The organism is Acetobacter fabarum (assembly GCF_022483405.1).
In the GTDB taxonomy this organism is placed as follows: domain Bacteria; phylum Pseudomonadota; class Alphaproteobacteria; order Acetobacterales; family Acetobacteraceae; genus Acetobacter; species Acetobacter fabarum.
This window is the reverse complement of sequence record NZ_JAKVNI010000001.1, coordinates 481,382-505,729: the sequence shown is the minus strand read 5'-3', so window position 1 is coordinate 505,729 and position 24,348 is coordinate 481,382. Positions and strand designations below refer to the sequence as shown.

Sequence of the window (24,348 nt, the reverse complement as noted above, 5' to 3'; positions counted from 1 at the left end):
GGTGGTTTTAGGCCTGTAGGGTCTGTATGGCCGTGGCCACGGTGTGGGCAATGGCGCGCCATGCCTTACCGCCTTCGCTCTGGGGTGCGCCAATAACCAGCGGTACGCCACTATCCGCGCTGGAGCGGATGTCTGCCAGCAGCGGCACTTCCCCCAGAAAGGGAACCCCCATGGCTTCGGCCTCACGCCGTGCGCCGCCATGGCCAAACAGCTCTGTATTATGCCCGCAGTTGGGGCAGCAGAAGTAGGACATGTTCTCCACCAGCCCCAGCACCGGCACCTTGACCTTTTCAAACATGGTCACGCCCCGGCGGGCGTCGATCAGGGCGATGTCCTGCGGGGTGGAGACAATAACAGCCCCGCTCAGCGGCACCTTCTGGGTGAGCGAGAGATGGGCATCCCCCGTGCCCGGCGGCAGGTCCACCACCATGACATCCAGATTGCCCCAGTCCACATCGGTCAGCAGCTGGTTGATTGCGCCCATAACCATGGGGCCACGCCAGATCATGGCGGCTTTTTCGTCCACCAGCATGCCAAGGGAGACGGCACGGATACCCCATGCCTGCACGGGTTGCAGGCGGCCTTCCACAACCTCTGGCTTGCCCGTTGTGCCCAGCATGCGGTGCAGGGAGGGGCCATGAATATCGGCATCCAGCAGGCCGGTTTTCAGCCCTTCCATGCCCAGCCCTACGGCAAGGTTGACTGCGGTGGTGGACTTGCCCACCCCACCCTTGCCCGAGGCCACGGCAATAATGGTTTTAACACCGGGCAGCACGGGGGCATCGGGCGCTGCGGGTGTGCCCCCAAGCGGGCGGTGCCCACCGGCAGCCGGTTGGGCCGCGGCGGGTGCGCTGCGCTGTGGGCGGGTGTTTGGCTCCGGCGCACCTGCGGGGCGGTGCGCGGTCAGGATAAGGGTGGCGCTGGTGATGTTGGGCAGGGTTTGCAGCTTTTGGGCGGCTTCATCACACAGGCCGGACAGCTCGGGCGCCTGCTCGCGCGGGACGGCCAGCGTCAGGGTCAGGCGGCCGGTATCATCCACCATGCAGCTTTCCAGTCGCCCGGCGCTGGCAAGGGAAAGCCCGGTCTGTGGCGTTCTGATGGTCTTGAGAAGGTCCATCAGTGTGTCAGAAGAAAAAGGAGCAGTCTGCGCCAAGGGTCTTGTCCTGTGCCGTGGGGGTTACAACACCGTACTTGGGGGAAGATACGGCAAAGAGGGGCGCGCCGTTGGGGGCGGCCATGGGTTATAACGCCTTTTTTCTGGCACATACAGGGTGGTATGGGTAGAGGAACAGCCGGGGAATAACCAACGGGCGAGGCAGGGCCGTGCCGAAAGGGTAAGATGCAGGCGCACACGGACAAGGCAGGCACGGTACAGGCAACACCCGCCACGGGTGCGCCTGCGCAGGAGCCGGGTGGTGCAGCCGCCCCCACGGTACCAGTGGCAACCCCCACGCGCAGCCGCCGCGACCACAGGATTGACGCCCTGCGGGGTGCCGCCCTGCTGATGATGTTCATAGACCATATTCCCCAGAACCTGCTTAACCGCTTTACCATGCGCAACGTAGGCTTTGCCGATGCGGCGGAGGTGTTTGTGCTGCTGGCGGGCTATGCGTCGTGGCTGGCCTATGGGCGGGGCTTTACCAAATACGGTGTGCTGCCCACCCTGCAACGCCTGTTCAAACGCTGTGTGCAGCTCTACATCGGCCAGACCATTATGGTCATGGCGTATGTGTTTACGGTTCGGGGCTGGCGGCACTTTACCCCTGTTTCGGTCGATTATCTGGAGCCGGAGCTGGCCCATGGTCTGGGCTGGGTCTGGCGGGTGATGATGTTTGACGCCCTGCCCAGCAACCTCAACATCATGCCGCTCTACCTTGTGCTGCTGGGCGGGTTCCCCATTTTTTACCTGCTGATGCGGATCCACCGTTCGCTGGCCCTGCTGCTTTCGGGGGCCTTGTGGATGCTGGTGAACATGGACCCGGGGCTGAATTTTCCCAACTGGCTGGACCCCGATGGCTGGTACTTCAACCCGCTGGCGTGGCAGTTCCTGTTTGCACTCGGGCTGACGGCCTCCGCCCAGACCCAGCAGCGCGGCCGTGACTTCAAACGGGTGCCAGCCCTTGTGGCGCTGTGCTGGGTGTACCTGCTGTTTTCGGCCATTCAGGCATTTCCGTGGGCCCTGTGGGGTCTGCCGGACCTGCGCCCGTTTGGCGATACGCTTGCCCCGGCCAAAAGCTGGCTCTCGCCTTTGCGGCTGCTGGATGTGATGGCCATTTTCTACCTTGTCCAGTCCTCCGAGCCTGCGCGCCGGTGGGCGGCCGAATCGTGGGTAGGGCAGGAACTGGCCCGTGTTGGCCGCAGTTCGCTGGAGGTATTTGTGGTCGGCACCATACTGGACCTGTATGCGCGGCTTATCTTCAGCACCTTTGGGGAGGGCTGGGCCCTGCAGGTTGCGGTAAACGTTGTGGGGCTGGCTATTCTGATCAGCCTTGCCTCATGGCTGGACCGGCGGCGCACACGGGCGCGGGCTGGCCGGCCGGTAGCTCCGGCGGCACCCGTTGCGGCCCCCGGCGCGACACAGGGGTAGGCTATGCTTGCCGTTTTGGTACGCCATGAATAACCTTACCCCCCAGTCTTCGAGAATTGTCCTGTCCCGGCAGAAAGTTGTGTTGTCCATGCGTGTGTCCGTCCGTCTGTTCTGCTCTGTTTCCCTTTCCACCCTGTTGGTGGCGGGCCTTGGGGTGTGTGCCCCGCTGCATGCGGCGGAGGCTCCGGTGCCTGCGGTTGTGGCCGCCGGTGGCCGCGCGCCAGACAGCTTTGCCGACCTTGCGGCCCGGCTGCTGCCTGCCGTGGTCAATGTGTCCACCACCCAGACCGTGCGTGAAGCGGATGCGGAGGAGGATGACGAGGACGACCAGCTCCCCCAGATGCCCAACTTCCCGCAGGGCTCCCCGTTCGAGAAGTTTTTCCATGACTTCATGAACCGCCAGACAGACCCCAACGCCCCGCCAAGGCGGATGCAGGCGCTGGGTTCGGGCTTTATCATCGACCCGACCGGCTACATCGTGACCAATAACCACGTGATCCGCAAAGCAGACCGCATAACGGTAACCTTGCAGGACAACACGGTGCTCAGCGCCCATGCCGTTGGGCATGATGACCGCACGGACCTTGCCCTGCTTAAGGTGGACAGCAAAAAGCCGCTGCCGTTTGTCAGCTTCGGGGATAGCGAACACCGCCGGGTGGGGGACTGGGTTCTGGCCATTGGCAACCCGTTTGGCCTGTCCGGCACGGTTACGGCGGGCATTATCTCTTCACGCGGGCGTAATATTGACCAAGGCCCGTATGATGACTTCATCCAGACCGATGCGCCCATCAACAAAGGCAATTCCGGTGGCCCGCTGTTTGATATGGATGGCAACGTCATTGGGGTGAACACCGCCATTTATTCCCCCTCCGGCGGGTCGGTCGGGATTGGCTTTTCCATTCCCTCCAACGAGGCACGCGGCGTGGTGGAGCAGCTGCGCAAGACCGGCAGGGTCTCGCGCGGGTGGCTTGGTGTGCGTATCCAGAATGTCACGCAGGACATAGCTGACGGGCTGGGCCTGAGCACACCCACCGGCGCGCTGGTGGCCGGGGTGGAAAAAGGTGGCCCGGCCGACAAGGCGGGGCTTAAAACGGGCGATGTGATCCAGAGCCTGAACGGCCAGCCGATTGAGGGTAAGGCCCTGCCGCGCCTGTCCGCCCAGTTGTCGGTGGGCACGCAGGCCAAGCTGGGCCTGTGGCGGCATGGCAAGGTGATGGATGTGCCCGTAACCATAGGCGCTCTGCCCGAAACCCCGGAGGAAGCCCCGGCCAAGCCCGTAACCGCTCCTAAATCCGCGGCCTCTGTCAGCTTTGCGGATTTTGGCTTTACCGTTGGCCCGCTCGATGCGGCCGGGCGGCAGAAGTATAACCTGCCTGCCAGCCTTAAAGGTGTGCTGGTCAGCAGTGTCAAACCCGATGGCACGGCGGCGGACCGGGGGCTGAAGGAAGGGGATGTGATTACCGAGGTCCAGCAGGCCGAGGTGGGAACGCCCGCGGCCCTCAAACAGCGGATCGAGGCCGCGCGCAAAGCCAAAAAGCGTTCGGTCCTGCTTTTGGTGCATGATGCGGATGGCCTGCGCTGGATTCCCTTCCCCCTGAGCGCGGAGGACGCGCCCTGATTGCACTTTTAACGGGCAGGCGCGCGCCCGTGCTGGATATAGGCCGGTATTGCCCATGGCTGGCACGGTGGCTGAGCAACGCCACCGTCTGCCAGACCGTGCGCCTGCTCAGTGCTGTTGGTGTGGCCGGGTTTGTGGCCTGGCTGACCAACCTGCAGGAACCGGGCTGGGCACTGATTACCTCGGTCATTGTGACCCAGAACAGCATTACGGATACAATCTCCAAGGGGCGTGACCAGCTTGTGGGCACGCTTATCGGGGCTACGGTCAGTATTGTGCCCATTACGCTGCTCATGTTTGCGCACTGGCCGCTGTGGGGGGCGTTTACCATTGCGTTTGTGCCGCTGGCCGTTCTGGTATCCTGGAAGCCGGAGGCCCGCATGGGCGTGGTCACGCTTATGGTGGCCATACTGTTCCCCTCCGATAACGACCCCTACCTGCGCCCGATCGAGCGTGTGCTGGCTATTCTGATCGGGGTCGGGGCGGGCACGCTGGTCACGTATGTGGTGCTGCACGAACAGGCCCGGCGCGATGCGTTCCGCAACGCCGCCCTTACGGTGCGCCAGATTGTGGCCATGTTGCAAAAGGCCCGCACGGGGCACGTGGAATGGTCGGTCATTCAGGACATGAATGACGAATGTGCGGCCTCCCTGCGCAAGGTACAGGCCGCGCTGGAAGAGGCCCGGCGCGAACACTGGCGCCCGCTGGATGAGCGCGACCCCATGCTGGCCCGCCTGCCTGCACGGATACGGCAGTTGCAAATGGATGCGCTGGTGGTGGCCCGCGCCATACTGGTGCTGCCCCAGAGTGCTACGGCGGAGGAGCTGGAGCGCGCGGCCAGCGTACGCGCCGGCATGCTGCGTGGATTCCAGTGGATCATCCAGCGTTGTGAGAGCGAGGCCGTGGCCCGCACGGGGGATGAATACCGCATTGCCGCAGAAGTGATGGCCGCCCTGCCGACGGAAAATGAAACGGCAGACCCGATCATACGTTTTGTGGTGGGTATTCTGCTCACGGACCTGCGCCAGCTCATCCAGCTTCTGGGTGAGGATGACAAGGACCGTGCAGCCCCATAAACCACATTGTGGCGGCCAGCCGGTACGCGCCACCGTGGCCCGTTGGCCACGCCCATGCCCGTAGCCGCCACCTTTAGGAACCAGAGGGGCCAACAGCATGACGGCGCAGCATAATCAGGTTGTTCGGGTCCACCATACCGGCGGGCCGGACGTTCTTCTGCCCGAGTTCGTATCCGTACCTCTGCCCCACAGGGGGGAGGTGCTGGTGCGGCAGGAGGCAATTGGCGTCAACTTCATCGACACGTATTTTCGGAGCGGGCTGTACAAGTTCCCCCACCTGCCTGCCATTCCCGGCATGGAAGGGGCCGGGGTGGTGGAGGCCGTAGGGGCCGATGTTGTGGGGCTGAGCGTTGGCGCACGCGTGGCCTATGCCGGGGTGCTTGGGGGGTATGCCCAGTACCGTGTGGTTGCGGCAGACCGGCTTGTGGTTCTGCCCGATGGGATTTCTACCGAGCAGGCGGCTGCGGTCATGCTGCGGGGGTTGTCTGCCCATATGCTGGTCTGGCAGGTCCACAGGGTGCGGCAGGGGGAAAATATTCTGGTCTATGCCCCCGCCGGAGGGGTGGGCCAGCTGTTGTGCCAGTGGGGGAGCTACCTTGGCGCACGGGTTATTGGCGTAACCTCATCGGAGCAGAAGGCGGAAATTGCCCGTGCCTGCGGGGCGGCAGATGTGCTGGTGGGCATGGACAACCTGCCCGACCGTGTGCGCGCGTTAACCAACGGAGCCATGGTGCCCATTGTGTATGACAGCATAGGCCGCGCCACGTTTGAGACCAGTCTGGCCTGCCTTGCCCCCCGTGGGCTTATGGTCAGCTACGGCAATGCCTCCGGCCCGGTTACGGGGGTGGATGTGGGTGTGCTTGCAGCACGGGGCAGCCTGTACCTGACCCGGCCTACGCTTTCCACCTACATTGCTACCCGCCCGGCACTGGAGGCCGCAGCGCAGGAGCTGTTTGCCATGCTTGAGCAGGGTGCGCTCCGCCCCACCATTGGCCAGCGTTTTGCACTGGCCGAGGCCCACAAGGCGCATGAGGCGCTGGAGGCGGGAACAACCCTTGGCAGCACTATTCTGCTTCCATAAGTATTTTGCGCGGCAGGCATGAGGTCTGGCGGTGATTATGCACGCCAGATGGCATGACGTGGCCCACCAATTACGCTACAACAGAACCGGAACGCCCGACCCGTGTTGGGTGGAAACCCATATTGAGGAAGCTCAAGACATGGCAAAATGCCCCAAATCCCCCTGTGCACGTGGTATTCTGGCTCTGGGCCTGATTGCAGCGGTTGTTTATTTCATCCGTAAAAAGAAGTGCTGCGGCTAAGCCCGCGTCGGGCCTGTTCCTGAACGCCCGACACACGGCAAAAACCCGTCTGGTCCGCCCAGACGGGTTTTTTCTTTTGCGGTGGCGGGCTCTGCCACAGGCGCAAACGCGCAACGCAACGCTTTGGCTTGTGTTATGGTGTAGGCGTTGTATCACTGCCAGTAACATATCTGGCCTGGCGCTGTTTGCTTCAGGCTTCTGACGGAAAGGATTGAGAGTGTTGCATCCTCTTGTTTCCCGCTTTTCCTCCAAGGCTGCGGCATCTGTTGCGGCCTGTGCACTCGGTTTTGCGGGGCTGGCCACAATGGCCATGCCAACGGCGGCCCATGCGCAGGCCTCTGTTCTGCTCAAGAGCCAGCAGGCGACCGCTATTGTGGAAAGTGTTGACCGCGAAGCGCGTGAACTGCTGCTGCGTGAAGGCAATGGCCACCTGCTGACCATTGAATACGGCGCTGCCGTAAAGGACGTGCCGCACCTGCACGAAGGTGATGAACTGAAAATCCAGTTCGTGGAAACACTGGGGGTTCTTCCGCACTTTTCGTGATGGGTATCTTGTACTTAGGTTCCGGAACTGGGAAATCCAGAAAGTCGTTCACTTTCATGGATATTCCCCAGTGTCACGCCTTCGGTCTCTTGATCTTCCCCGTTCCCTCGTCGTTCGTCGTGTTGTTGCACTGGACAACAGAGTGGAGATCGAAGTCAGTCTGCGAAAGCGGAGTGCAGTGTGTCCGGACTGTCAGTGCCCGACACGACGCATTCACAGTTTCTATCAGAGAAAACTCGCGGATCTTCCATGGCAGGGCCGTCCAGCCACGCTGATCGTTTCTGTGCCGCGCTTTTTCTGCCAGACGATGCTTTGTCCACGTCGGACGTTTGTCATGCCCCTTGAGGGGATAACCGTGCGTCATGGCAGACAGACCACACGTCTTGCCGATCTTCATTATTATATCGCCCATACCCTGGGCGGTTCCGCTGGAGCACGAATGACCGTGCGCCTGTGTTGCCCCATCAGCGCCGATACTCTTGTCCGCCGTCTTCTCTCACGTGCGCAGAACACCACAAAAGGCATGGCCCGTACACGTGTGGTGGGGGTGGATGACTGGGCATGGCGGCGGGGACATCACTATGGAACGATTGTGGTTGATCTTGAGAAAAATGATGTCATTGACCTCCTGCCAGATCGGGACGCTGATACCCTTGCCCGATGGCTGCAGGTCCATCCCGGTATTGAAATCATTGCCAGAGACCGTGCCGGTGCTTATGCAGACGGATGCCGCAGAGGCGCACCATCCGCTCTTCAGGTGACAGACCGCTGGCATCTGCTGAAGAACCTGTCAGACGCTTTTGTCAGCATTCTGGACCGTTTTACGACAACAGTGAGGACCCTGACACGACAGCTGAACGTATCAACGGCAGTAAGCAAAATATCTGAAACAATCAGAGCGCATCCAGAAGAGGCGCAGGCGGTCGTCAGGTCAGCCTCTGGGGAACGACGTGATATTCTTTTCAAGGAAGCTCTTGCCCTGAAAGCAGAGGGACACAGCATTCAGGCTATCGCCACAACGATCGGGGTAGAGAGAAAAACCGTGCGGCGCTGGTTTCAGCGGGGCCATGCACCACCATGGAAAAGGACGGTTCCGCTACGCAGCATACTCGTGCCTTACGCAGCCCACCTGGAAAAGAGATGGTCCGAAGGATGTCGCAATAGTCGTCAGCTATGGCGGGAACTCCTGGAGCAGGGCTTTGCAGGACAATATGGCACCGTCTGGAAATGGGTGGCGACGCGACAGGGATGTTCCGCGAAACCCGTTCCTTCCGCGCATGTCGTTGCACCTCGGGGACGCAGACTTGCGCGGCTTCTCCTCGCAGAGGATCCGTTATCTGCCGGACAGGAGGGACTGCTGGTTCCTGCCCTTCTGGAAGCTGAACCGCACCTTGCCGTCACACTCTGCTGGCTCAGGAAAATGCAGACCCTGCTCTGTAAAAGGGGTGACACCTGCACGGGAGGCGATCTGAAGGCTCTGCTGGAAGAAGGAAAGACGACGCTGCTGTCACGTCTGATTCCCGCGCTTGAACGGGATGCGGCTGCCATTGAAGCGTCTCTTGTCACACCTTGGACAACCAGCCCGGTTGAAGGACAGATCAGCCGACTGAAAATGATCAAGCGAACCATGTTCGGAAGAGCAGGCTTCGAACTCCTCAGGGCGCGTGTCCTTCAGCCCGCATAATCAAAAAACATCATCACGAAAAGTGCGGAAGAACCACACTGGGCGCGCAGCTTGCTCCTCCGGGCAGCCCCCTGCCCGAATCCACGCTCACCACGGCACGGGGCTTTGTGCATGGTCACCCGCGCGGCATTATTGCGGCCTTTAACCGCGAGCGCGCCCTGATCAAGACCATCGACCTGCCCTCCAGCACCATCTCCTTCACCACGGAGGGGGATGATTCCCTGCACGTGGCAGTGCTGCGCACCAAGGCGATGCAGGACTTCCTGAAAACACTCAAGATTGGTGACGTGGTGGATATTACCCGCGCCGAATCCATTACCTATATCGTGACCAACAAGACCGTGCCGCAGCCTGCGCCCGCAGCCCCCCAGCTTGCCGCTCCGGCGGGGGATGTGGTTGCACCTGCTCCCGCGCAGTAAACGCTGCGTAGCAGACAGGTACGTTTTTTTAAAAGGTGCTTTCCCCCGTGCCGGGTTTTAACCCCTGCACGGGGTTTTTTGTTCCCCCGCCGGGCATACGCATGACCGGTATGGTGCAGAGTGTGCGGGGGGCTTCCCGCACAGGCTTTGCGCGTTAGCCCGGAGCGTTGGGGTAGAGTGCGCGGGCAACCCGCTCCATGGTCAGCCCCTGCACGATAATGGTAAAAACCACCACGCCGTAACAGACGGGCAGGAGCAGGTCGCGCATGTCCCCCGCAGGCAGGCCGAGTGCCAGCGAGACCGAAATACCGCCCCGCAGCCCACCCCATGTGAGCAGGGCCGGAACACGCCCCCTGTCCCATTGCCGCAGATGCACTGGCAATGTGCTGACCAGCACACTCGCGGCGCGCACGGCAATGGAGAGCGGGATAACCGCCAGAGTGAGCACAAACGTGAACAGGCGCGGGGTTATGTCCAGCAGTTCAAGCCCGATCAGCAGGAACAGGAACACGTTCAGAACCTCGTCAATCACTGTCCATGTTGTATCAAGGTTCGTGCGGGCCTCCGTGTGGAGGATGGCGCGGCTGTAGCGTGTGCCAAGGCATAGCCCGGCCACCACAACCGCAATGGCGCCAGACATGCCAAACTGGCTGGCAAGGCTAAAGGTGCCTGTGGCCAGCGCCAGAGATGTCAGCAGGTCAATATGCGGGTCTCTTTGCCCCCGGAGCACAAACAGCGCGGCCCAGCCTGTGGCCAGTCCCAGCAGCCCACCCCCTATGGCCTCGTGGCAGAACCGCACAAGCAGGTCGGGCAGGGTAATGGTGGGGCTTTGCCCCGTTGCCAGCCCGATGGCCACGCCAGAAATCACGACACCCACGCCATCATTAAACAGGCTTTCCCCCGCAAAAATGGCCTGTAGGGGGGCAGGCAGGCCCAGCCTTTTCAGCATCCCCACAACGGAAACCGGGTCCGTGGGGGCCAGAATGGCACCCAGCACAACACACCAGATAAAGGGCACGGGGTGGCCTGCCAGACTAAGCCCGCCCCATGTTGCCCCCGCCATGAACCCCACCGCCAGAATAGTCCCGGCAACGGACAGGGCCGTGACCGAGAGCAGGTGCTTTTGCAGTTGCCCAAGGTCAACCTGCATGGCTCCGGCAAAAAGGAGGAACGAGAGCGCGCCATTGAGCAAGGCATCAGGCAGGTTGACCGCGCCGAGCACCCTGCGCGGAAATGCCTGAAGGTCATAGGCGGGAAACAGCGGGTTAAGCACCATGACCAGCAGGGATGCCAGCAGCGAAAACACCAGAACACCAATGGTGACAGGCATACGCAGCGTGTGGTGGTTGAGAATACTGAACCCGGCAGAAAGGCACAGCAGCAGGGCAAGAAGATCAAGGGTGTTCATGGCCCTTATCGCTGGCTGCTCAGGCGCGGGCCGTCAAGCAAAACCGGAGGTTACCCTGCCCGGTTGTGCCGTTTGTGGCTTTATGGGGGAGGGGGCACAAAAAACCCCCGCAAGGCGCTGCCCTGCGGGGGTTTTTGCGTTGTGCTGCCGGGCCGCGTGTTAGCGCGGGGTGCGGCGGGTCAGCTGGCTTACGTCACGCACCGCGCCACGGGCCGCACTGGTGGTCAGGGCTGCATAGGCCTTGAGCGCGTTGGAGACCACGCGCTCACGCTTGGGCTGCCAGGCCTGATCGCCCAGATCATCCATGCGTGCGCGGCGGTCGGACAGAACGCTGTCCGCCACAGCCACGGACAGGCGGCGGTTGGGAATGTCGATCTCGATCGTATCGCCTTCCTCCACCAGCCCGATAACGCCACCTTCACCCGCTTCGGGGGAGATATGGCCAATGGACAGGCCCGAACTCCCGCCAGAAAAGCGACCATCGGTAATGAGCGCGCATTTTTCGGCCAGCCCCTTGGATTTAAGGTAGCTGGTCGGGTACAGCATTTCCTGCATGCCGGGGCCGCCCTTGGGGCCTTCGTAGCGGATCAGCACCACATCGCCGGGGTTGATTTTGTTGCCCAGAATGGCGGCAACCGCGTCATCCTGACTTTCAAAAATCCGGGCGGGGCCGGAGAATGTTTCCAGCCCTGCGGCAACACCTGCGGTTTTAACAATCGCGCCGTCTTCGGCCAGATTGCCGTAGAGCACGCATAGCCCGCCATCCTGATTATAGGCATGCGCGCCATCGCGGATGGCCCCGTTGGCCTGATCCGTATCCAGCGTTTTGTAGGTGCTGGACTGCGAGAACGCGACCGTGGTGCGTACCCCGCCGGGTGCTGCGCTGAAGAACTCCCGTGCTGCCGTCCGGCTCTCGGCTCCGGGGGCGCGGATGTCCCATTTATCCAGTGCTTCGGGCAGGTTGGCGGCGTGGACCATGTTGACATCACGGTGCAGCAGGCCCAGCCGGTCCAGCTCGCCCATAATGGCGGGAATACCGCCAGCACGGTGCACGTCTTCCATGTGCACATCCGGGCGGGAGGGGGAGACCTTGCACAGATGCGGCACCTTGCGGGAGAGGCGGTCAATGTCCTTCATGGTAAAGGGCACTTCGCCTTCATGCGCTGCGGCCAGCAGGTGCAGCACCGTGTTGGTGGACCCACCCATGGCAATATCGACCGACATGGCGTTCTCAAACGCGGCCATGGTGGCAATGTTGCGCGGCAGCACGGAGGTATCATCCTGCTCGTAGTAGCGGCGGGCAAGGTCCACAATGCGGCGTCCGGCCTCCACAAACAGGTTGCGGCGTGCGGCATGGGTGGCCACAAGGCTGCCGTTGCCGGGCAGGGACAGGCCAAGGGCTTCGGTCAGGCAGTTCATGGAATTGGCGGTGAACATGCCCGAGCACGAGCCGCAGGTGGGGCAGGCGGAGCGTTCGATGGCAAGGGAGTCGGCCTCGCTCACGCCCGGGCTTGCGGCTGCGACCATGGAGGTCACAAGGTCTGCGCGCTGTTCAATGTCATCCAGTGTCACGCGCCCGGCTTCCATGGGGCCGCCGGATACAAAAATGACCGGAATGTTCAGCCGCATGGAGGCCATGAGCATGCCCGGCGTAATTTTGTCGCAGTTGCTGATGCACACAATGGCGTCCGCGCAGTGGGCGTTCACCATGTATTCCACGGCATCGGCAATCAGCTCGCGCGAGGGCAGGCTGTACAGCATGCCGCCGTGGCCCATGGCAATGCCGTCATCCACCGCAATGGTGTTGAACTCGCGGCCAATGCCACCGGCTTCGGCAATGGCCTCGCACACAAGCTGCCCCATATCCTTGAGGTGCACATGGCCGGGCACGAACTGGGTAAAGGAGTTGGCGACGGCAATAATGGGTTTGCCAAAATCGGAGTCTTTTACACCGGTTGCGCGCCACAGGCTGCGGGCACCCGCCATGTTGCGCCCGTGGGTGGTGGTGCGTGATCGGTAGCCGGCCATTATGGGGTCTCTTCTGCTATGGTGCTGGGTAAAGCATCGGGTCGTGGGGTATGCGCGGTGGGTCCACCGGCATGGGCTTGGGCACATTACGCCACATTGTGCTGGCTGTCAGGGCCGGATTATGCAGAAATGGCCGGGCAGGTTCCCGGTTGCCGGGGGCTGAATGCGCGAGGTGCCGGTCCGCTGTCCACCAATGTCCCTGATAACACTACAGTTTTGTGACAAAACTCTGTTTAAAGGGACTTTCATGGGGTCTCCGTGTTGCAGGAGCGCACAGCGTTCAGTATTTCTCGCCCCATCCGGCTGATAGTTCGGAACGGAGAGCAGATGGAAATTCCCGCACGGCAGTCCCTGCCCGCGATGAAACAGGCCCCTTCCCATCAGGGAGGGCAGAAGGGCGACCCCGCCTTCAGGCTTCTGGTAACGGCAACAGGTGTTGGCGTGCTGGTTGTTCTGGGTGCCATTATTGCCGTTATGGTAACAGGTGGCTGGAAGGCGTTTGCAACCTTTGGTCCGGGCTTTCTGGTTTCCGCGGTATGGAACCCGGTCACGCAGCATTTCGGGGCCGCCGCCCCGGTTTTTGGCACCGTTATCAGCAGTGCGCTGGCTCTCCTTGTGGCCGTGCCGCTGGCCTTTGGTACCGCATTCTGGCTGACCGCCCTTGCGCCACCCGCCGCCGCCTCGGTTATTGGCATGGCCGTGCAGCTTCTGGCCGCCGTGCCCTCCATTATCTTTGGCATGTGGGGCTTTTTTGTGGTGGTGCCGGTGGTGGCGCATTACGTGCAGCCCGCTGCCCGCCAGCTTTTTGGCCATGTGCCCGGCCTGTCCGCCCTTGTGGCGGGTGCGCCGTTTGGCACGGGGCTGTTTACGGCAGCACTTATTCTGGCGGTCATGATCACCCCGTCCATTACCGCCGTCATGCGTGATGTGTTCCTGTCCATGCCTGCTGTTCTGCGTGAGAGCGGGTACGGGCTGGGTGCTACCCGGTGGGAGGTCATGCGCCATGTTGTGCTGCCCTGGTCCCGTCAGGGGGTTGTGGGCGGCATTGTGCTGGGCATGGGCCGCGCAATGGGTGAGACCATGGCCGTGACCTTTGTGATCGGGGATAGCAACCACATTGGCTGGTCGCTGTTTGCACCGGCCAACACCATTGCCTCGCTGATCGCCCTTGAATTCCCCGAAAGCCCGGCAGGGAGCCTCAAGCTGGCTTCCCTCATGGCGCTGGGGGCCATTCTTATGGCCATCTCCTTTGTAACACTCTGGTTCTCCCGCTGGCTGCTGGCCCGTGGCGAACAGGCAGCAGGACGTTGAGGATGAAGGCGAACAATACCCTCATGCGGGCTGACCGCTCCGCCTCGCTGCTCTGGCGGCGCCACATGTGCGACAAGCTGGCCACGGGCCTGAGCTGGCTGGGCATGCTGATCGTGGTGTTCATGCTCGGCTCCATTTTGTGGACCCTGTTCAAAAATGGCCTGGCGGGCATGAGCGTGCACCTGTTCACCCTGTCCATGGCAGCGCCGGGGCAGCCCGGTGGGTTGGCCAACGCCATTATGGGCAGCATTATCCAGACCGGGCTTGCGATTCTGATCGGTGCGCCGGCAGGGCTGATGACAGGCATCTATCTGGCCGAATACGGGGCTGGTAGCCGCATGGCGCGCATTGTGCGCTTTGTGTCGGACATGCTGCTCTCTGCCCCTTCCATCCTGATCGGCCTGTTCATTTACATGATGCTGGTTGTCCCGTTCGGGCACTTTTCCGGTTTTTCGGGGGCTGTGGCGCTGGCCATTCTGGCCATGCCTATTGTGGTCCGCACGACCGAGGACATGCTGCGCCTTGTGCCTGTTGCCATGCGTGAGGCAGGCATTGCGCTGGGCGCGCCCAAATGGCGGGTTATCCTGTTTATCTGTGTGCGTGCCGTGCGTGCGGGTATTATGACCGGCGTGCTGCTGTCCATCGCCCGCGTTGCGGGGGAGACAGCCCCCCTTCTGTTTACCTCGCTGGGCAATTCCGAATGGTCGCTTGACCTCGGGCGCCCCATGGCCAGCCTGCCCGTGGCCATCTACCAGTATGCCGGCTCTGCTTATCAGGACTGGATGCAGCAGGCATGGACCGGCGCGCTGCTGGTGACACTGGGTGTGCTTATTATCAATATTGTAGTGCGGGTCGGAACCCGCGGAGGACGGTCATGAGCGTAGAGGTTCCCGTAAAAGCGACAGGCATGACCCAACCGCTGGACAGCGCCACCACAAGCAAGGACGCACCGCACCCTGTAGCCATGCAGGTCCGGGGGCTGAACTTCTATTACGGCACGTCCCACGCGCTGCATGACATCTCGCTCGACTTCCCCGAGCGTAGTGTTACGGGCATGATCGGCCCTTCAGGCTGTGGCAAATCCACCCTGCTGCGTGTGCTCAACCGGATGTACGACCTGTACCCCGGCCAGCGCGCCACGGGTGAGGTGATCTTTGATAAGCAGAACATCCTCAATTCGGGGGTGGACCTTAACGTTCTGCGCTCGCGCATTGGCATGGTGTTCCAGAAGCCCACGCCATTCCCCATGTCCATCTATGACAACATTGCTTTTGGCATCCGCCTGCATGAGCGTGTCTCCCGCTCCGAAATGGACGGACGGGTAGAGGATGCCCTGCGCCGCGTGGCCCTGTGGCCAGAGGTACAGGACCGGCTGAGCGCTTCGGCCACGGCCCTGTCCGGTGGGCAGCAGCAGCGCCTGTGCATTGCCCGCACCATTGCCGTACGCCCCGAAGTGATCTTGCTTGACGAGCCAACCAGTGCGCTGGACCCGGTTTCCACCGCCCGGATCGAGGAACTGCTCGACGAGCTTAAAACCGAGTTCACCATTGCCATTGTCACGCATAACATGCAGCAGGCTGCCCGCTGTGCGGACCAGGTGGCGTTTTTCTACATGGGGCGCCTGATCGAAGTGGACAGCACCGCCCGTATGTTCACCACCCCGCGTGAACAGCAGACGCAGGACTACATTACAGGCCGCTTCGGCTAAACGCCGAGCACAGGGCACGGAGGAAAGCGTTATGGGCAACGAACCCGCACATACCATTACCCGCTACGATCAGGAGCTGGACCGGCTGCGTGGCATTGTGGCGCGCATGGGTGGTCTGGTGGAGCGGCAGACCGCTCAGGCCATTGCCGCCGTGGTGAACCAGAATGAAGAAGCCGCTCTGGAACCCCCGGAGCTGGACCCCGAAGTGGACGCGCTGGAGCGTGAGGCCGAAATGCTGGCTATTCGCATTCTGGCCCTGCGCGCACCCATGGCGGTGGACCTGCGCGTGATTGTGGCCGTGCTCAAAATGAGCGGCGACCTTGAGCGGATCGGGGATTACGCCTCCTCCATTGCGCGCCGTGCTGGCAAGGTGGAAGTGCTGGACGGGGCGGTTTCCTTCAGCGCTCTGCGGGCCATGGCGCGTCTGGTGCAGGAAAACCTGCACATGGCCGTGGAATCCATGGTCGAGAACGATGCCGAGCGCGCGCAGGAAGTGTGGAAGGCCGATACGGCGGTGGACGAACTGTACACCACCATGTTCCGCGAACTGGTGACCTACATGATGGAAGACCCCCGCAAGATCGGGCCGTGCATCCATCTGCTGTTTGTTGCCAAAAACCTTGAGCGGATCGGGGACCACGCCACCAATATTGCCGAGCGTGTGTACTATGCGGTTACGGGGGAAATGCTGCCATCCGTTCGCCCACGCGGCGGTGCGGCCCGTACCAATGTTGAACAGCCTGAATAAGCCAGCCCCCGGCAGGGGCGGGCACTAACACCGCAGGGTTTGCCGCAGGATCGGGCATTTTGGCTTTAAAAGGTCAGGGTGCCCGTTTTTGTTGGCACCACCGCATGGGCTTCAGGCCTGCGGGGTTTTTGGCCCCAGCGCAAAAAACGTATGGTGCAGCCCTTCGGCCAGCCCAATGGGCCGTACCCCCAGCGTGGTCTGCATGGGGGTAATATCAAAATTCTTGTTTTCCAGCAGGCGGCGGATTTCGTCCGGGCCAATGCGGGGCAGGCCGGGCACGCAGGCACTTAGCTTGGCAAGGGCCATCAGCAGGCCTGCTGGCACGGGTATGGTCGGGCGTGGCGCAAGCCCTGCGGCTGCACCCACCATGGCGGCAAACTGGCGGTAGGGCACGGCATCTGCGCCTGCAATAACCAGACTGTGCGGGCCATCCCATGCTTTGTTCAGGGCGGCCAGAATGCAGGCGGTTACATCCCCCTGCCAGATGGGCTGCACCAGAGCGCGCCCCCCACCGGGCAGGGGCGTAAACGGGAGCAGGCGCAGCACGGCGGCCAGCCGCTGTACGGTGTTCTCGCCCTGTGCGCCGTAAATCATGGTGGGGTGCAGGATTACGCCTGAATGGCCAGAGGCCAGCAGGGCCTGCTCCCCCAACAGCACGCCCTTGCCGTGTGCATCCGGCCAGCGGGTGAACTTGCGCGTGCTGCCAAGACACACAAGCCTAGCTGTGGCGGGGGCCGTAGCCAGCAGTGCGGGAATATGGCGGGCATGGGCTGTGCAGATAATACGCGTTGCATCAGCCAGTGCGGCGCGCAGCGGGCCGGTTGGGCCGCTCAGGTCCGCAATACGGGGGGTGGGCAGGCCGGTGGCGCGGGCGGGGTTGCGTATAACGGGCACAACGGGTGTGCCCCGCAGGGCCAGTGCCTGACACACCGCCCGCCCCGACCGGCCGGATGCGCCAATAACATGCACGGGGTGCGGGGGTGTCTGGGGGGAGCGCATGGTGTGTGCCTGCTGGCTGCTCGGGTTATGCGGCGTTAGTGCGCCTGAACGGACAGCCCGATTTTTTGTGCCAGTTCGGGCATGGAGGTCAGCTCACCCAGCGAGGCGGCAACCAGCATGAGCGGCATGGGCTGCACGGGCTTGAGGGTGATGCTCAGGGTCTGCTTGCCGGGGTTGGCCAGCCAGTGGAAGAAGCTGGCAAAGGCGGGGTTCTGCGCCGTGGCGGACTGGGCCTGTACATAGGCCAGCAGGCCTTGCGGTGGCAGGCCGCGGGCTGCGGCAATGGCCCCAAGAGCTTTGGGGACCAGCCCGTGGTCTATGTAATCGAGCGAGAGCGAGATCACCTGCATGTCCGTATTGCTGTCCACCAGCACGGAGGCGGATGTTGCCTGCCCGAGTTCGCCATGAATATGCAGCCGTCCCATGTTGGCGGAATCGATGCTGAGGGTTTCCAGATGCAGCGCGCCTGTTTTGGGGGTGTGCGTGTCATTGAGCACCACATTGCCCACAAAATGGTCATACCCGAGTGAGGGCATCCAGCCCATGTTGGGCACGTTCGGCCAGAGCTCCAGCCCCTGTATGCTGGAGACTTCCTGCTCCGTGGACTCGGTATGGGTTGCGTGGGACAGCACACGCTTTGCCCGTATGAGCGGGGTGGTACCATCCATGCTCAGCTGGTCAATGGTGATGTCGCGCGTATTGGCATGGGTGGTGTAGGGCGCGCCCGTGGTCAGGGTTTTGTACAGGTCGGCAAGGGCAACGCCATCCACGTTAATGGATTCGGCCTTTATATGGCGCGGCGGAGCAACATCGGTGGAAAGCTGCACGTTGCGTGCCTGCAGGTGCGATGTTTCGTTCGCGCCAAAATCGTCCATGCTGGCGCTATCGGCTGAGAGGTCGGATTGCAGGGCGCTGACAAAACCGTGCAGGCCGGTTGCCTGTGCGTGGCCGATGCTCAGGGTCTGCACACCGGGGGCGGTGGGGTCCTCGGCCTTGGTGGGCAGGGCCAGATCGTCCATTTCCATGGTTTTCAGGTGCAGGCTGCCTGCGGGGTCTGCAAGCTGGAAGTTACGGAAGCTCAGGTGGTGAATCCGGGTAACGTCGGAATCCTGCGTGTCGGGCTTGGTCAGTTCCGCCTCATCGGCGGTCATGGTTTCCGGCCCCTGACGGAACACCAGGCCACTAAACCGCACGCTGCGGCCCAGCAGGCCGGGCTTGGCCCGCGTGTAGGTGAAGGAGACATCCGGCCCCAGCGCCTGTTTGAACCGCTCGATCCCTTTATCAACCATCACACGTTCTGCGTGGTGGGCGCCAAACCATGCGATCCCGCCAAGAATGGCAATGCCGGAGACCGTGACAAGAACGTTCTTCTTCACGCGTTGGAAATCCTGCTGTTTTCACCACAGCCTTCAGCTTTAGTGCATGCGGGGGTGGGGGGCAAGCGGCGCCACGGTAACATGTTACCTAGAGAAAACTGCCTGAAAATACGGTCATTAACTGCAATACCTCTTGACTGCCCGTGCGCCACCCATCATAACGCGCCATCAATACGTAACTGTTCTCATATGGAATCAGTGTCATGAAGACCACCCTCTCGCTGAAGCCCGCGGAGGTGACGAAGAACTGGATCCTGATCGATGCCGAAGGTCTCGCTCTGGGTCGTCTCGCCGTCATCATCGCCACGCGCCTGCGCGGCAAGCACAAGCCTCAGTTCACACCGCATGTTGACTGCGGTGACCACGTTGTTGTCATCAACGCCGAAAAAGTGGCGCTGACCGGCAACAAAGCGGACCAGAAGCTTTTTCATTACCACACCGGCTATGCCGGCGGTATCAAGACCCGCACGGTCTCGCAGCGCCTGAACGGCAAGCACCCCGGCCATCTGGTCGAAAAGGCAGTTGAACGCATGATCACGCGTGGTCCGCTCCAGCGTGAGCAGATGCGCAACCTGCATGTGTATGCTGGCGCTGAACACCCCCACGGTGGTCAGACCCCCCAGGTGCTTGACGTTGCGGCGCTGAACCGCAAAAACGTCGTTAACGCTCAGAAGGGCTGAGACAATGTCTGAAACTCAGGAACGCACAGGCACGCTGGCCGATCTGAAGACCGTTGCACCGGTTCTGGCCGATTCCGCTCCGGTTTACGAAGCAAAGCGTGACGCACAGGGCCGCTCCTACGCCACAGGCCGCCGTAAGGATGCCGTGGCTCGCGTATGGATCAAGCCGGGTAAAGGTGAAGTCACCGTTAACGGCCGTCCGGTTGTTCAGTATTTCGCACGCCCAGTGCTGCGCATGCTGCTCACCCAGCCTTTCCTCGTATCCGATCGTTACAACCAGTTTGACGTGGTCTGCACCGTAACCGGTGGCGGTCTGTCCGGTCAGGCTGGTGCGGTTCGCCACGGTATCAGCCGCGCGCTGACCCACTACGAACCCGAACTGCGCAGCATCCTCAAGGCTGCTGGCTTCCTGACCCGCGATTCGCGTCAGGTTGAACGTAAAAAGTACGGTCGCGCAAAAGCACGTCGTTCCTTCCAGTTCAGCAAGCGCTGATCCGGTTCGGACTTCGGTTTTTCGTTCGGCAGACGGGCGGGGGGATTTTGGTCCCCCCGCCCGTTTTGCGTTTGGGGTCTGCGGGAGTGGTTGTGCCCTCTACGTGGGCCAGCCCTTGCAGCCTTGGGGCTGGACCGGGCTAGGGCGCGTGCCCGGCCCCCGTATGTTTGATGGGGCGGGCGTTACGTGCCCTCTGGCTCAGGGAGCCAGAAAGGTGCGAACATCGCGCGCAAGGGCTGCACGGCTGTCCGGGCGGGTGTAGAGCATGTGCCCACCGGGATAAACATGCAGGCCAATACGGCTGCGGCCCACGGGAATATGCTCCGCCACCCAGCGGGAGGAAGCATAGGGGCACACCAGATCATACGCGCCGTTGGCAATAAACACCCGCAGGGTGGGGTTAAGGGCCAGCAGGCGGCGCAGGGTGGGAATGGGGCGTACAATAGGGGCGTTTGTGTCGCGGTAGTCCCATGCCTGGCTTATGGCGTAGTTGAGCAGGTTGTAGCTTAGTTCTGTCTGGTAGCGCAGTTCGGTGGTGGCATAATGCTCAAAGGCGCTGCCATAGGCGTGGCCAAACCCGTCCAACGTGGGTTCGGGGCTTTCCCCATTATCCACCCCTTCGGGGAAGGGGTCGGCAATGGATAATGTGGCGTCATACAGCGAATACAGGCGGCCATCGCGGCTGCGTATGTCGTGTGCCTCTGGCCGGGGCATGCCGCGCTGCTTGGCAATAATGTCCTGCTCAATGCCGGTATGGTTGGCAACGGCCTCGTAAAAATCTTCCGCATCATCACCCGTGGGGGGCGTGCCTGCCAGTGTGCTCAGGTATGGCCCCATGGCGTACTGGTATGCCTTGTCCAGATGCTGGGCGGTGTTTTCAGGGGTCAGCTTGTGCTGGAGAGCCAGATTTGCGGCCTCAAGCGTGGGCAACACAAAAGCTTCGGCCAGAATGTCGTTTTCCGTATCCAGCAGGGTCATGTCCAGTGCGGGGGAGACCATGATAATGCCGTTGAGCAGAATGTGCTGGTCCTCGGCCAGCGCATTGGCCACCTCTATGGCCCGCAGGCCGCCATAGCTTTCCCCCGCAAGGTAGCGGGGGGAGGTCAGGCGTTTGTTGGCATTGGCCCAGAGCTGAATGGCCTTGGCAAAGGTTTTGGCATCCTGTTTGACGCCATAAAACTGCTTGTCCGCCTGTTTGGGGTCGGTCGGGACTGACCAGCCCGTGCCCGGTGCATCCAGAAAAACCAGATCGGCAGCCCCCAGCCAGCTTTCGGGGTTGGGTTTGATCTGTGCATTGGCGCCATCGGCTGGGTTGCCTGTGGGAAAATCAAGCATGACCGGGCCAGCCGCCCCAAGGTGTAGGTAGGCGGTACCCGCGCCGGGGCCACCGTTAAAAAAATACACAACCGGCCTGTGTGCAGGGTCCGCCCCATCACGCGTGTAGGCGGTATAGAACATGCGCGCTGTGGGTTTGCCGGTATCGTCACGCAGGGTCAGTGTGCCTGCTGTTGCGGTGTAGGTCATTTTTTGCCCGCCAAAGGTCCCGTTATGGTGGGTGACCGAATCCTTGGGCAGCAGGGCGGCTGCGTCATGGAAGGTATCGGGGGCATCGGGGGTCTGGGCGGGCTGGCCTGCCTCGGCCCGGGTGGGGGCGGAGGCTGTAGCCGCCAGTGCGGATGTGGTGGACAGGCAAAGGGCAAGGCAGAGGGGCAGACCGGGCCACAGGCCAGCGCGGGCGCGGGTGGGGTTGTAAGGTGCTGGGCGTGTGGTCACGGCTGTATCTTCCTTTGCAGGCTTTTGCTCGGGAGCCATGCTGCTTGTGCAAACGTGTTCCTGCAAGGGTGGGCTGGACTATTTTTTGCCCCAATCCCATGTCTTACACATAACCGATGTTCGCACTGTGAGGGTGTGGAACACAGGAAAGGAATATTTATGCTCTCTATTCGGAAAATTGCGCTTCTTGGCCTGCCTCTGTTTGCCTTTGCTGGTACGGCATCTGTTGCGCATGCCGATCCGTGCCTGTCCCTGAGTGGCTGTGTCCAGCAGGGTGTGAACAATCAGGTGGAGTCCGCCAAAAACGCAGGCAACCAGTTTACGTCCGGTGTGCGCGACCAGGCCAAGCAGCGCTGGAACAGCGCAACCGAAGCCGAGCGTGAAAAACTGCTGGCCAAGGGCGGCGCGCTGACCAGCAAGGGCGCGAATGCTACGGAAAAACTGAACAACGCGGAAAAAACCGTTAAAGAACGCTGGAACAACGCCAGCACGACCGAACGGCAGAAAATTCTGGCCCAGCGCGACAAGCTGACCAACGCCACCAATAACGTGACCAATGCGGAAAAAAATGTGAAGGACCGTTGGAACAACGCGTCCGAAAGCACCAAAAACGCATGGAAAAGCAAAAAAGACCAGCTTAAGTCGGATGTGAACAACGCCACCACCCTGCCGTCCATTCCCTCCCTGTAAGGGGAGGCTGGCTGCGGGCCTAAGCGTATCAGGTCACAAAAGAAAGGCTGCTCCCTAACCGGGGGCAGCCTTTTTTGTAGGCCCCCTCTTCAACCGAAGAAGGGGGCGCGCAATTTACTTGCGCTTGCGGGAGGATGCACCGCTTTTGCCAGCCGGTGGGCCTTTGCGGTCAAAATTGGCACGGCCTTTTGGCGGGCCACGGCGTTCGCCAAACGGGGGGCGGCCACCACCTGCACCAGACGGACCTTTGCGGGGTGCTGCTGCGGGTTCCACGGTCATTTCATCCGCATCGGCAGCGGCTGCGCAGGCGGCAAAGCGCTCGGCCTTGTCCTGTGCGATTTCAACCAGTGTGTGGTCGTTTACAATGCGGATTGCACCAATATCCTGCTTTTTAATGCCGCCCAGACGGCACAGAACAGGCACCAGCCATTTGGGGTCTGCCCGGTCTGCCCGGCCGACGGAAAGGCGGAACCAGCTCCCGTTCATGTCGGGTGCGCGTTCACGCGGCTCGCGCGGGGGGGCGTTTTCGTCCCGTGGGCCGCGGGTGCGGGTGGCGTCAGGCGTAATCACGCGCAGCTGTGCGGGTTCGGGCAGGCTTTTGCGCCACAGGCCCACAAGGGCGGTGGCAAGCTGCTCAGGCGTATGCTCGGCCACAAGGCGTGCGGTGAGCGCCTGAATGTTCTCGTTCTCCGAAGGGGGGAGCGAGAGGAAGTGCGCGCCCAGAAGGCGCTCGGCATCGGCCTCGGCAATAGCCTGCGGGGTGGGGGCACCGCTCCATTCTGCCGTAACCTTGGCAGCCTGCAACAGGCGTTCGGCCAGACGGCGGCGTGAGGGCGGAACCAGCAGAACACAGGTGCCCTTTTTGCCCGCACGGCCCGTACGGCCCGAGCGATGCAGCAGGGTAGCCGGGTTGGACGGCAGGCTGGCATGGATAACCAGCCCGAGGTCCGGAATATCAATGCCGCGCGCGGCCACGTCGGTTGCTACGCAAACGCGGGCCTGACCGTGGCGCAGGCTTTCAATGGCGCGGGTGCGCTCGTTCTGGCCCAGATCGCCCGAAATGGCGACAGAGGCAAAACCGCGCTCGGTCAGAATGCTCTGGAGTTGGCGCACGGCCTCACGCGTGTGGCAGAACACAATGGCAGAGGGGGATTCAATCAGGCGCAGCACGTTAACCACGGCGCGGGCCATGTCGCCCTGATCCACCAGTACGCCACGGTAGGTAATGTCGGTATGGGCGGCGTTGGGGCCAACCGTATCCACGCGCAGGGCATCATGCTGGTAGCGTTTGGCAAGGCCTGCGATTTCCCGCGCGATGGTGGCGGAGAACAGCAGGGTACGGCGGTCCTTGGGGGTGGCGTCCAGCAGGGTTTCCAGCTCATCGCGGAAGCCGAGGTCGAGCATTTCGTCTGCTTCGTCCAGCACGGCGGCCTTGAGCTGCGACAAGTCGAGGTTACCGCGCTTGAGGTGGTCGCACAGGCGGCCGGGCGTGCCTACAACAATGTGGCAGCCAGCGGACAGGTGGCGGGCTTCCGTGCGGGGTTCCATCCCCCCTACGCAGGACACGATCCGTGCGCCGGTTTTGGCATAGAGCCATTCCAGCTCGCTGCGGACCTGAAGAGCCAGCTCGCGCGTGGGGGCAATGACCAGCGCCATTGGTGCGCCAGCAGGGCCGCAGCGGTCCGCGCCGTTAAGGAGTGTATCTGCAAGGGAAAGGCCAAAGGCGACCGTTTTACCCGAGCCCGTGCGGGCGGAAACCAGAAGGTCGCGGCCTTTGGCATCATCCGCCAGAATGGCGGCCTGAACAGAGGTCGGGGCTTCAAACCCGCGCGCGGCCAGAGCCTGGGCGAGCGGGGCGGGAGCATTTTGGAAAGGCATATAAAG

Annotated in this window: 20 protein-coding genes and 2 pseudogenes; 15 read left to right on the top strand and 7 right to left on the bottom strand. The window is 62.0% G+C overall.

Translation table 11 applies throughout. The features are described 5' to 3' along the window. Positions 1–7 precede the first annotated feature (7 nt). Complete coding sequence (locus LKE65_RS02535; protein ID WP_408744019.1) at positions 8–1,153, bottom strand: Mrp/NBP35 family ATP-binding protein; 1,146 nt, start codon at positions 1,151–1,153, stop codon at positions 8–10. A 186-nt stretch (positions 1,154–1,339) separates the two neighbouring features. On the opposite strand from LKE65_RS02535, the gene LKE65_RS02530 reads away from it, so the two are divergent. From LKE65_RS02530 to LKE65_RS02495, 8 genes and pseudogenes are all read left to right on the top strand, one after another. Then, positions 1,340–2,587, top strand: a complete 1,248-nt coding sequence (locus LKE65_RS02530) for an OpgC family protein (RefSeq protein WP_095349692.1) — start codon at positions 1,340–1,342, stop codon at positions 2,585–2,587. Between the two features lie 88 nt (positions 2,588–2,675). Continuing rightward, on the top strand, positions 2,676–4,205 hold the full coding sequence (locus tag LKE65_RS02525) for a DegQ family serine endoprotease (RefSeq protein ID WP_278740335.1): 1,530 nt from the start codon (positions 2,676–2,678) through the stop codon (positions 4,203–4,205). Between the two features lie 29 nt (positions 4,206–4,234). Next, positions 4,235–5,281: an FUSC family protein gene (locus tag LKE65_RS02520; protein WP_233129096.1), complete on the top strand. Its 1,047-nt coding sequence runs from the start codon at positions 4,235–4,237 to the stop codon at positions 5,279–5,281. Positions 5,282–5,378: 97 nt separating this feature from the next. Continuing rightward, positions 5,379–6,362: a quinone oxidoreductase family protein gene (locus LKE65_RS02515; protein WP_278740333.1), complete on the top strand. Its 984-nt coding sequence runs from the start codon at positions 5,379–5,381 to the stop codon at positions 6,360–6,362. A gap of 37 nt (positions 6,363–6,399) precedes the next feature. Continuing rightward, the gene (locus tag LKE65_RS02510) at positions 6,400–6,603 is read left to right on the top strand and encodes a hypothetical protein (RefSeq protein WP_086646130.1); all 204 of its coding nucleotides are present in this window, start codon (positions 6,400–6,402) and stop codon (positions 6,601–6,603) included. Positions 6,604–6,907: 304 nt separating this feature from the next. Next, positions 6,908–7,126, top strand: a pseudogene (locus LKE65_RS02505) (hypothetical protein); the annotation flags it as partial. Positions 7,127–7,217: 91 nt separating this feature from the next. Further along, a complete protein-coding gene (locus tag LKE65_RS02500) occupies positions 7,218–8,831 on the top strand; it encodes an ISL3 family transposase (protein ID WP_075624942.1) in 1,614 nt (537 codons plus the stop codon). Between the two features lie 35 nt (positions 8,832–8,866). Next, a pseudogene (locus tag LKE65_RS02495) lies at positions 8,867–9,250 on the top strand (hypothetical protein); the annotation flags it as partial. Positions 9,251–9,404: 154 nt separating this feature from the next. Here the strand turns inward: LKE65_RS02495 and LKE65_RS02490 are convergent. After that, positions 9,405–10,658, bottom strand: a complete 1,254-nt coding sequence (locus LKE65_RS02490; RefSeq protein WP_278740330.1) for a cation:proton antiporter — start codon at positions 10,656–10,658, stop codon at positions 9,405–9,407. A 159-nt stretch (positions 10,659–10,817) separates the two neighbouring features. Further along, the gene (ilvD, locus tag LKE65_RS02485; protein WP_086646128.1) at positions 10,818–12,686 is read right to left on the bottom strand and encodes a dihydroxy-acid dehydratase; all 1,869 of its coding nucleotides are present in this window, start codon (positions 12,684–12,686) and stop codon (positions 10,818–10,820) included. Positions 12,687–13,013: 327 nt separating this feature from the next. Here ilvD and pstC point away from each other — a divergent pair, with 327 nt between their 5' ends. Genes pstC through phoU form a run of 4 tightly spaced genes read left to right on the top strand, consistent with a single transcriptional unit; the run spans position 13,014 to position 16,453 of the window. Beyond that, positions 13,014–13,997 carry a phosphate ABC transporter permease subunit PstC gene (pstC, locus tag LKE65_RS02480; RefSeq protein WP_086646127.1) on the top strand — a complete coding sequence of 328 codons (984 nt, stop codon included), beginning with the start codon at positions 13,014–13,016 and terminating at the stop codon, positions 13,995–13,997. A gap of 2 nt (positions 13,998–13,999) precedes the next feature. Further along, positions 14,000–14,875, top strand: coding sequence for a phosphate ABC transporter permease PstA (pstA, locus tag LKE65_RS02475; RefSeq protein WP_086646126.1), 876 nt, complete (start codon positions 14,000–14,002; stop codon positions 14,873–14,875). A gap of 29 nt (positions 14,876–14,904) precedes the next feature. Then, positions 14,905–15,705: a phosphate ABC transporter ATP-binding protein PstB gene (gene pstB / locus LKE65_RS02470; protein WP_165925700.1), complete on the top strand. Its 801-nt coding sequence runs from the start codon at positions 14,905–14,907 to the stop codon at positions 15,703–15,705. A gap of 31 nt (positions 15,706–15,736) precedes the next feature. Next, a complete protein-coding gene (phoU, locus tag LKE65_RS02465) occupies positions 15,737–16,453 on the top strand; it encodes a phosphate signaling complex protein PhoU (RefSeq protein ID WP_086646124.1) in 717 nt (238 codons plus the stop codon). Positions 16,454–16,564: 111 nt separating this feature from the next. Here the strand turns inward: phoU and LKE65_RS02460 are convergent, their stop codons facing one another. After that, positions 16,565–17,452: an SDR family oxidoreductase gene (locus tag LKE65_RS02460; RefSeq protein ID WP_278740328.1), complete on the bottom strand. Its 888-nt coding sequence runs from the start codon at positions 17,450–17,452 to the stop codon at positions 16,565–16,567. A gap of 35 nt (positions 17,453–17,487) precedes the next feature. Next, positions 17,488–18,828, bottom strand: coding sequence for a hypothetical protein (locus tag LKE65_RS02455; protein WP_278740327.1), 1,341 nt, complete (start codon positions 18,826–18,828; stop codon positions 17,488–17,490). Positions 18,829–19,031: 203 nt separating this feature from the next. On the opposite strand from LKE65_RS02455, the gene rplM reads away from it, so the two are divergent. Next, positions 19,032–19,508 carry a 50S ribosomal protein L13 gene (rplM, locus tag LKE65_RS02450; protein WP_086646121.1) on the top strand — a complete coding sequence of 159 codons (477 nt, stop codon included), beginning with the start codon at positions 19,032–19,034 and terminating at the stop codon, positions 19,506–19,508. A gap of 4 nt (positions 19,509–19,512) precedes the next feature. Then, the gene (gene rpsI, locus LKE65_RS02445; RefSeq protein WP_086646120.1) at positions 19,513–20,001 is read left to right on the top strand and encodes a 30S ribosomal protein S9; all 489 of its coding nucleotides are present in this window, start codon (positions 19,513–19,515) and stop codon (positions 19,999–20,001) included. Positions 20,002–20,199: 198 nt separating this feature from the next. On the opposite strand, the gene LKE65_RS02440 is transcribed toward rpsI, so the two are convergent. Beyond that, on the bottom strand, positions 20,200–21,726 hold the full coding sequence (locus LKE65_RS02440; RefSeq protein ID WP_408744078.1) for a S10 family peptidase: 1,527 nt from the start codon (positions 21,724–21,726) through the stop codon (positions 20,200–20,202). Positions 21,727–21,933: 207 nt separating this feature from the next. Between LKE65_RS02440 and LKE65_RS02435 the strand changes: the two genes are divergently transcribed. Next, positions 21,934–22,464, top strand: a complete 531-nt coding sequence (locus LKE65_RS02435) for a hypothetical protein (RefSeq protein ID WP_086646118.1) — start codon at positions 21,934–21,936, stop codon at positions 22,462–22,464. A gap of 114 nt (positions 22,465–22,578) precedes the next feature. Here the strand turns inward: LKE65_RS02435 and LKE65_RS02430 are convergent, their stop codons facing one another. Further along, on the bottom strand, positions 22,579–24,342 hold the full coding sequence (locus LKE65_RS02430; protein ID WP_086646117.1) for a DEAD/DEAH box helicase: 1,764 nt from the start codon (positions 24,340–24,342) through the stop codon (positions 22,579–22,581). Positions 24,343–24,348: the final 6 nt, after the last annotated feature.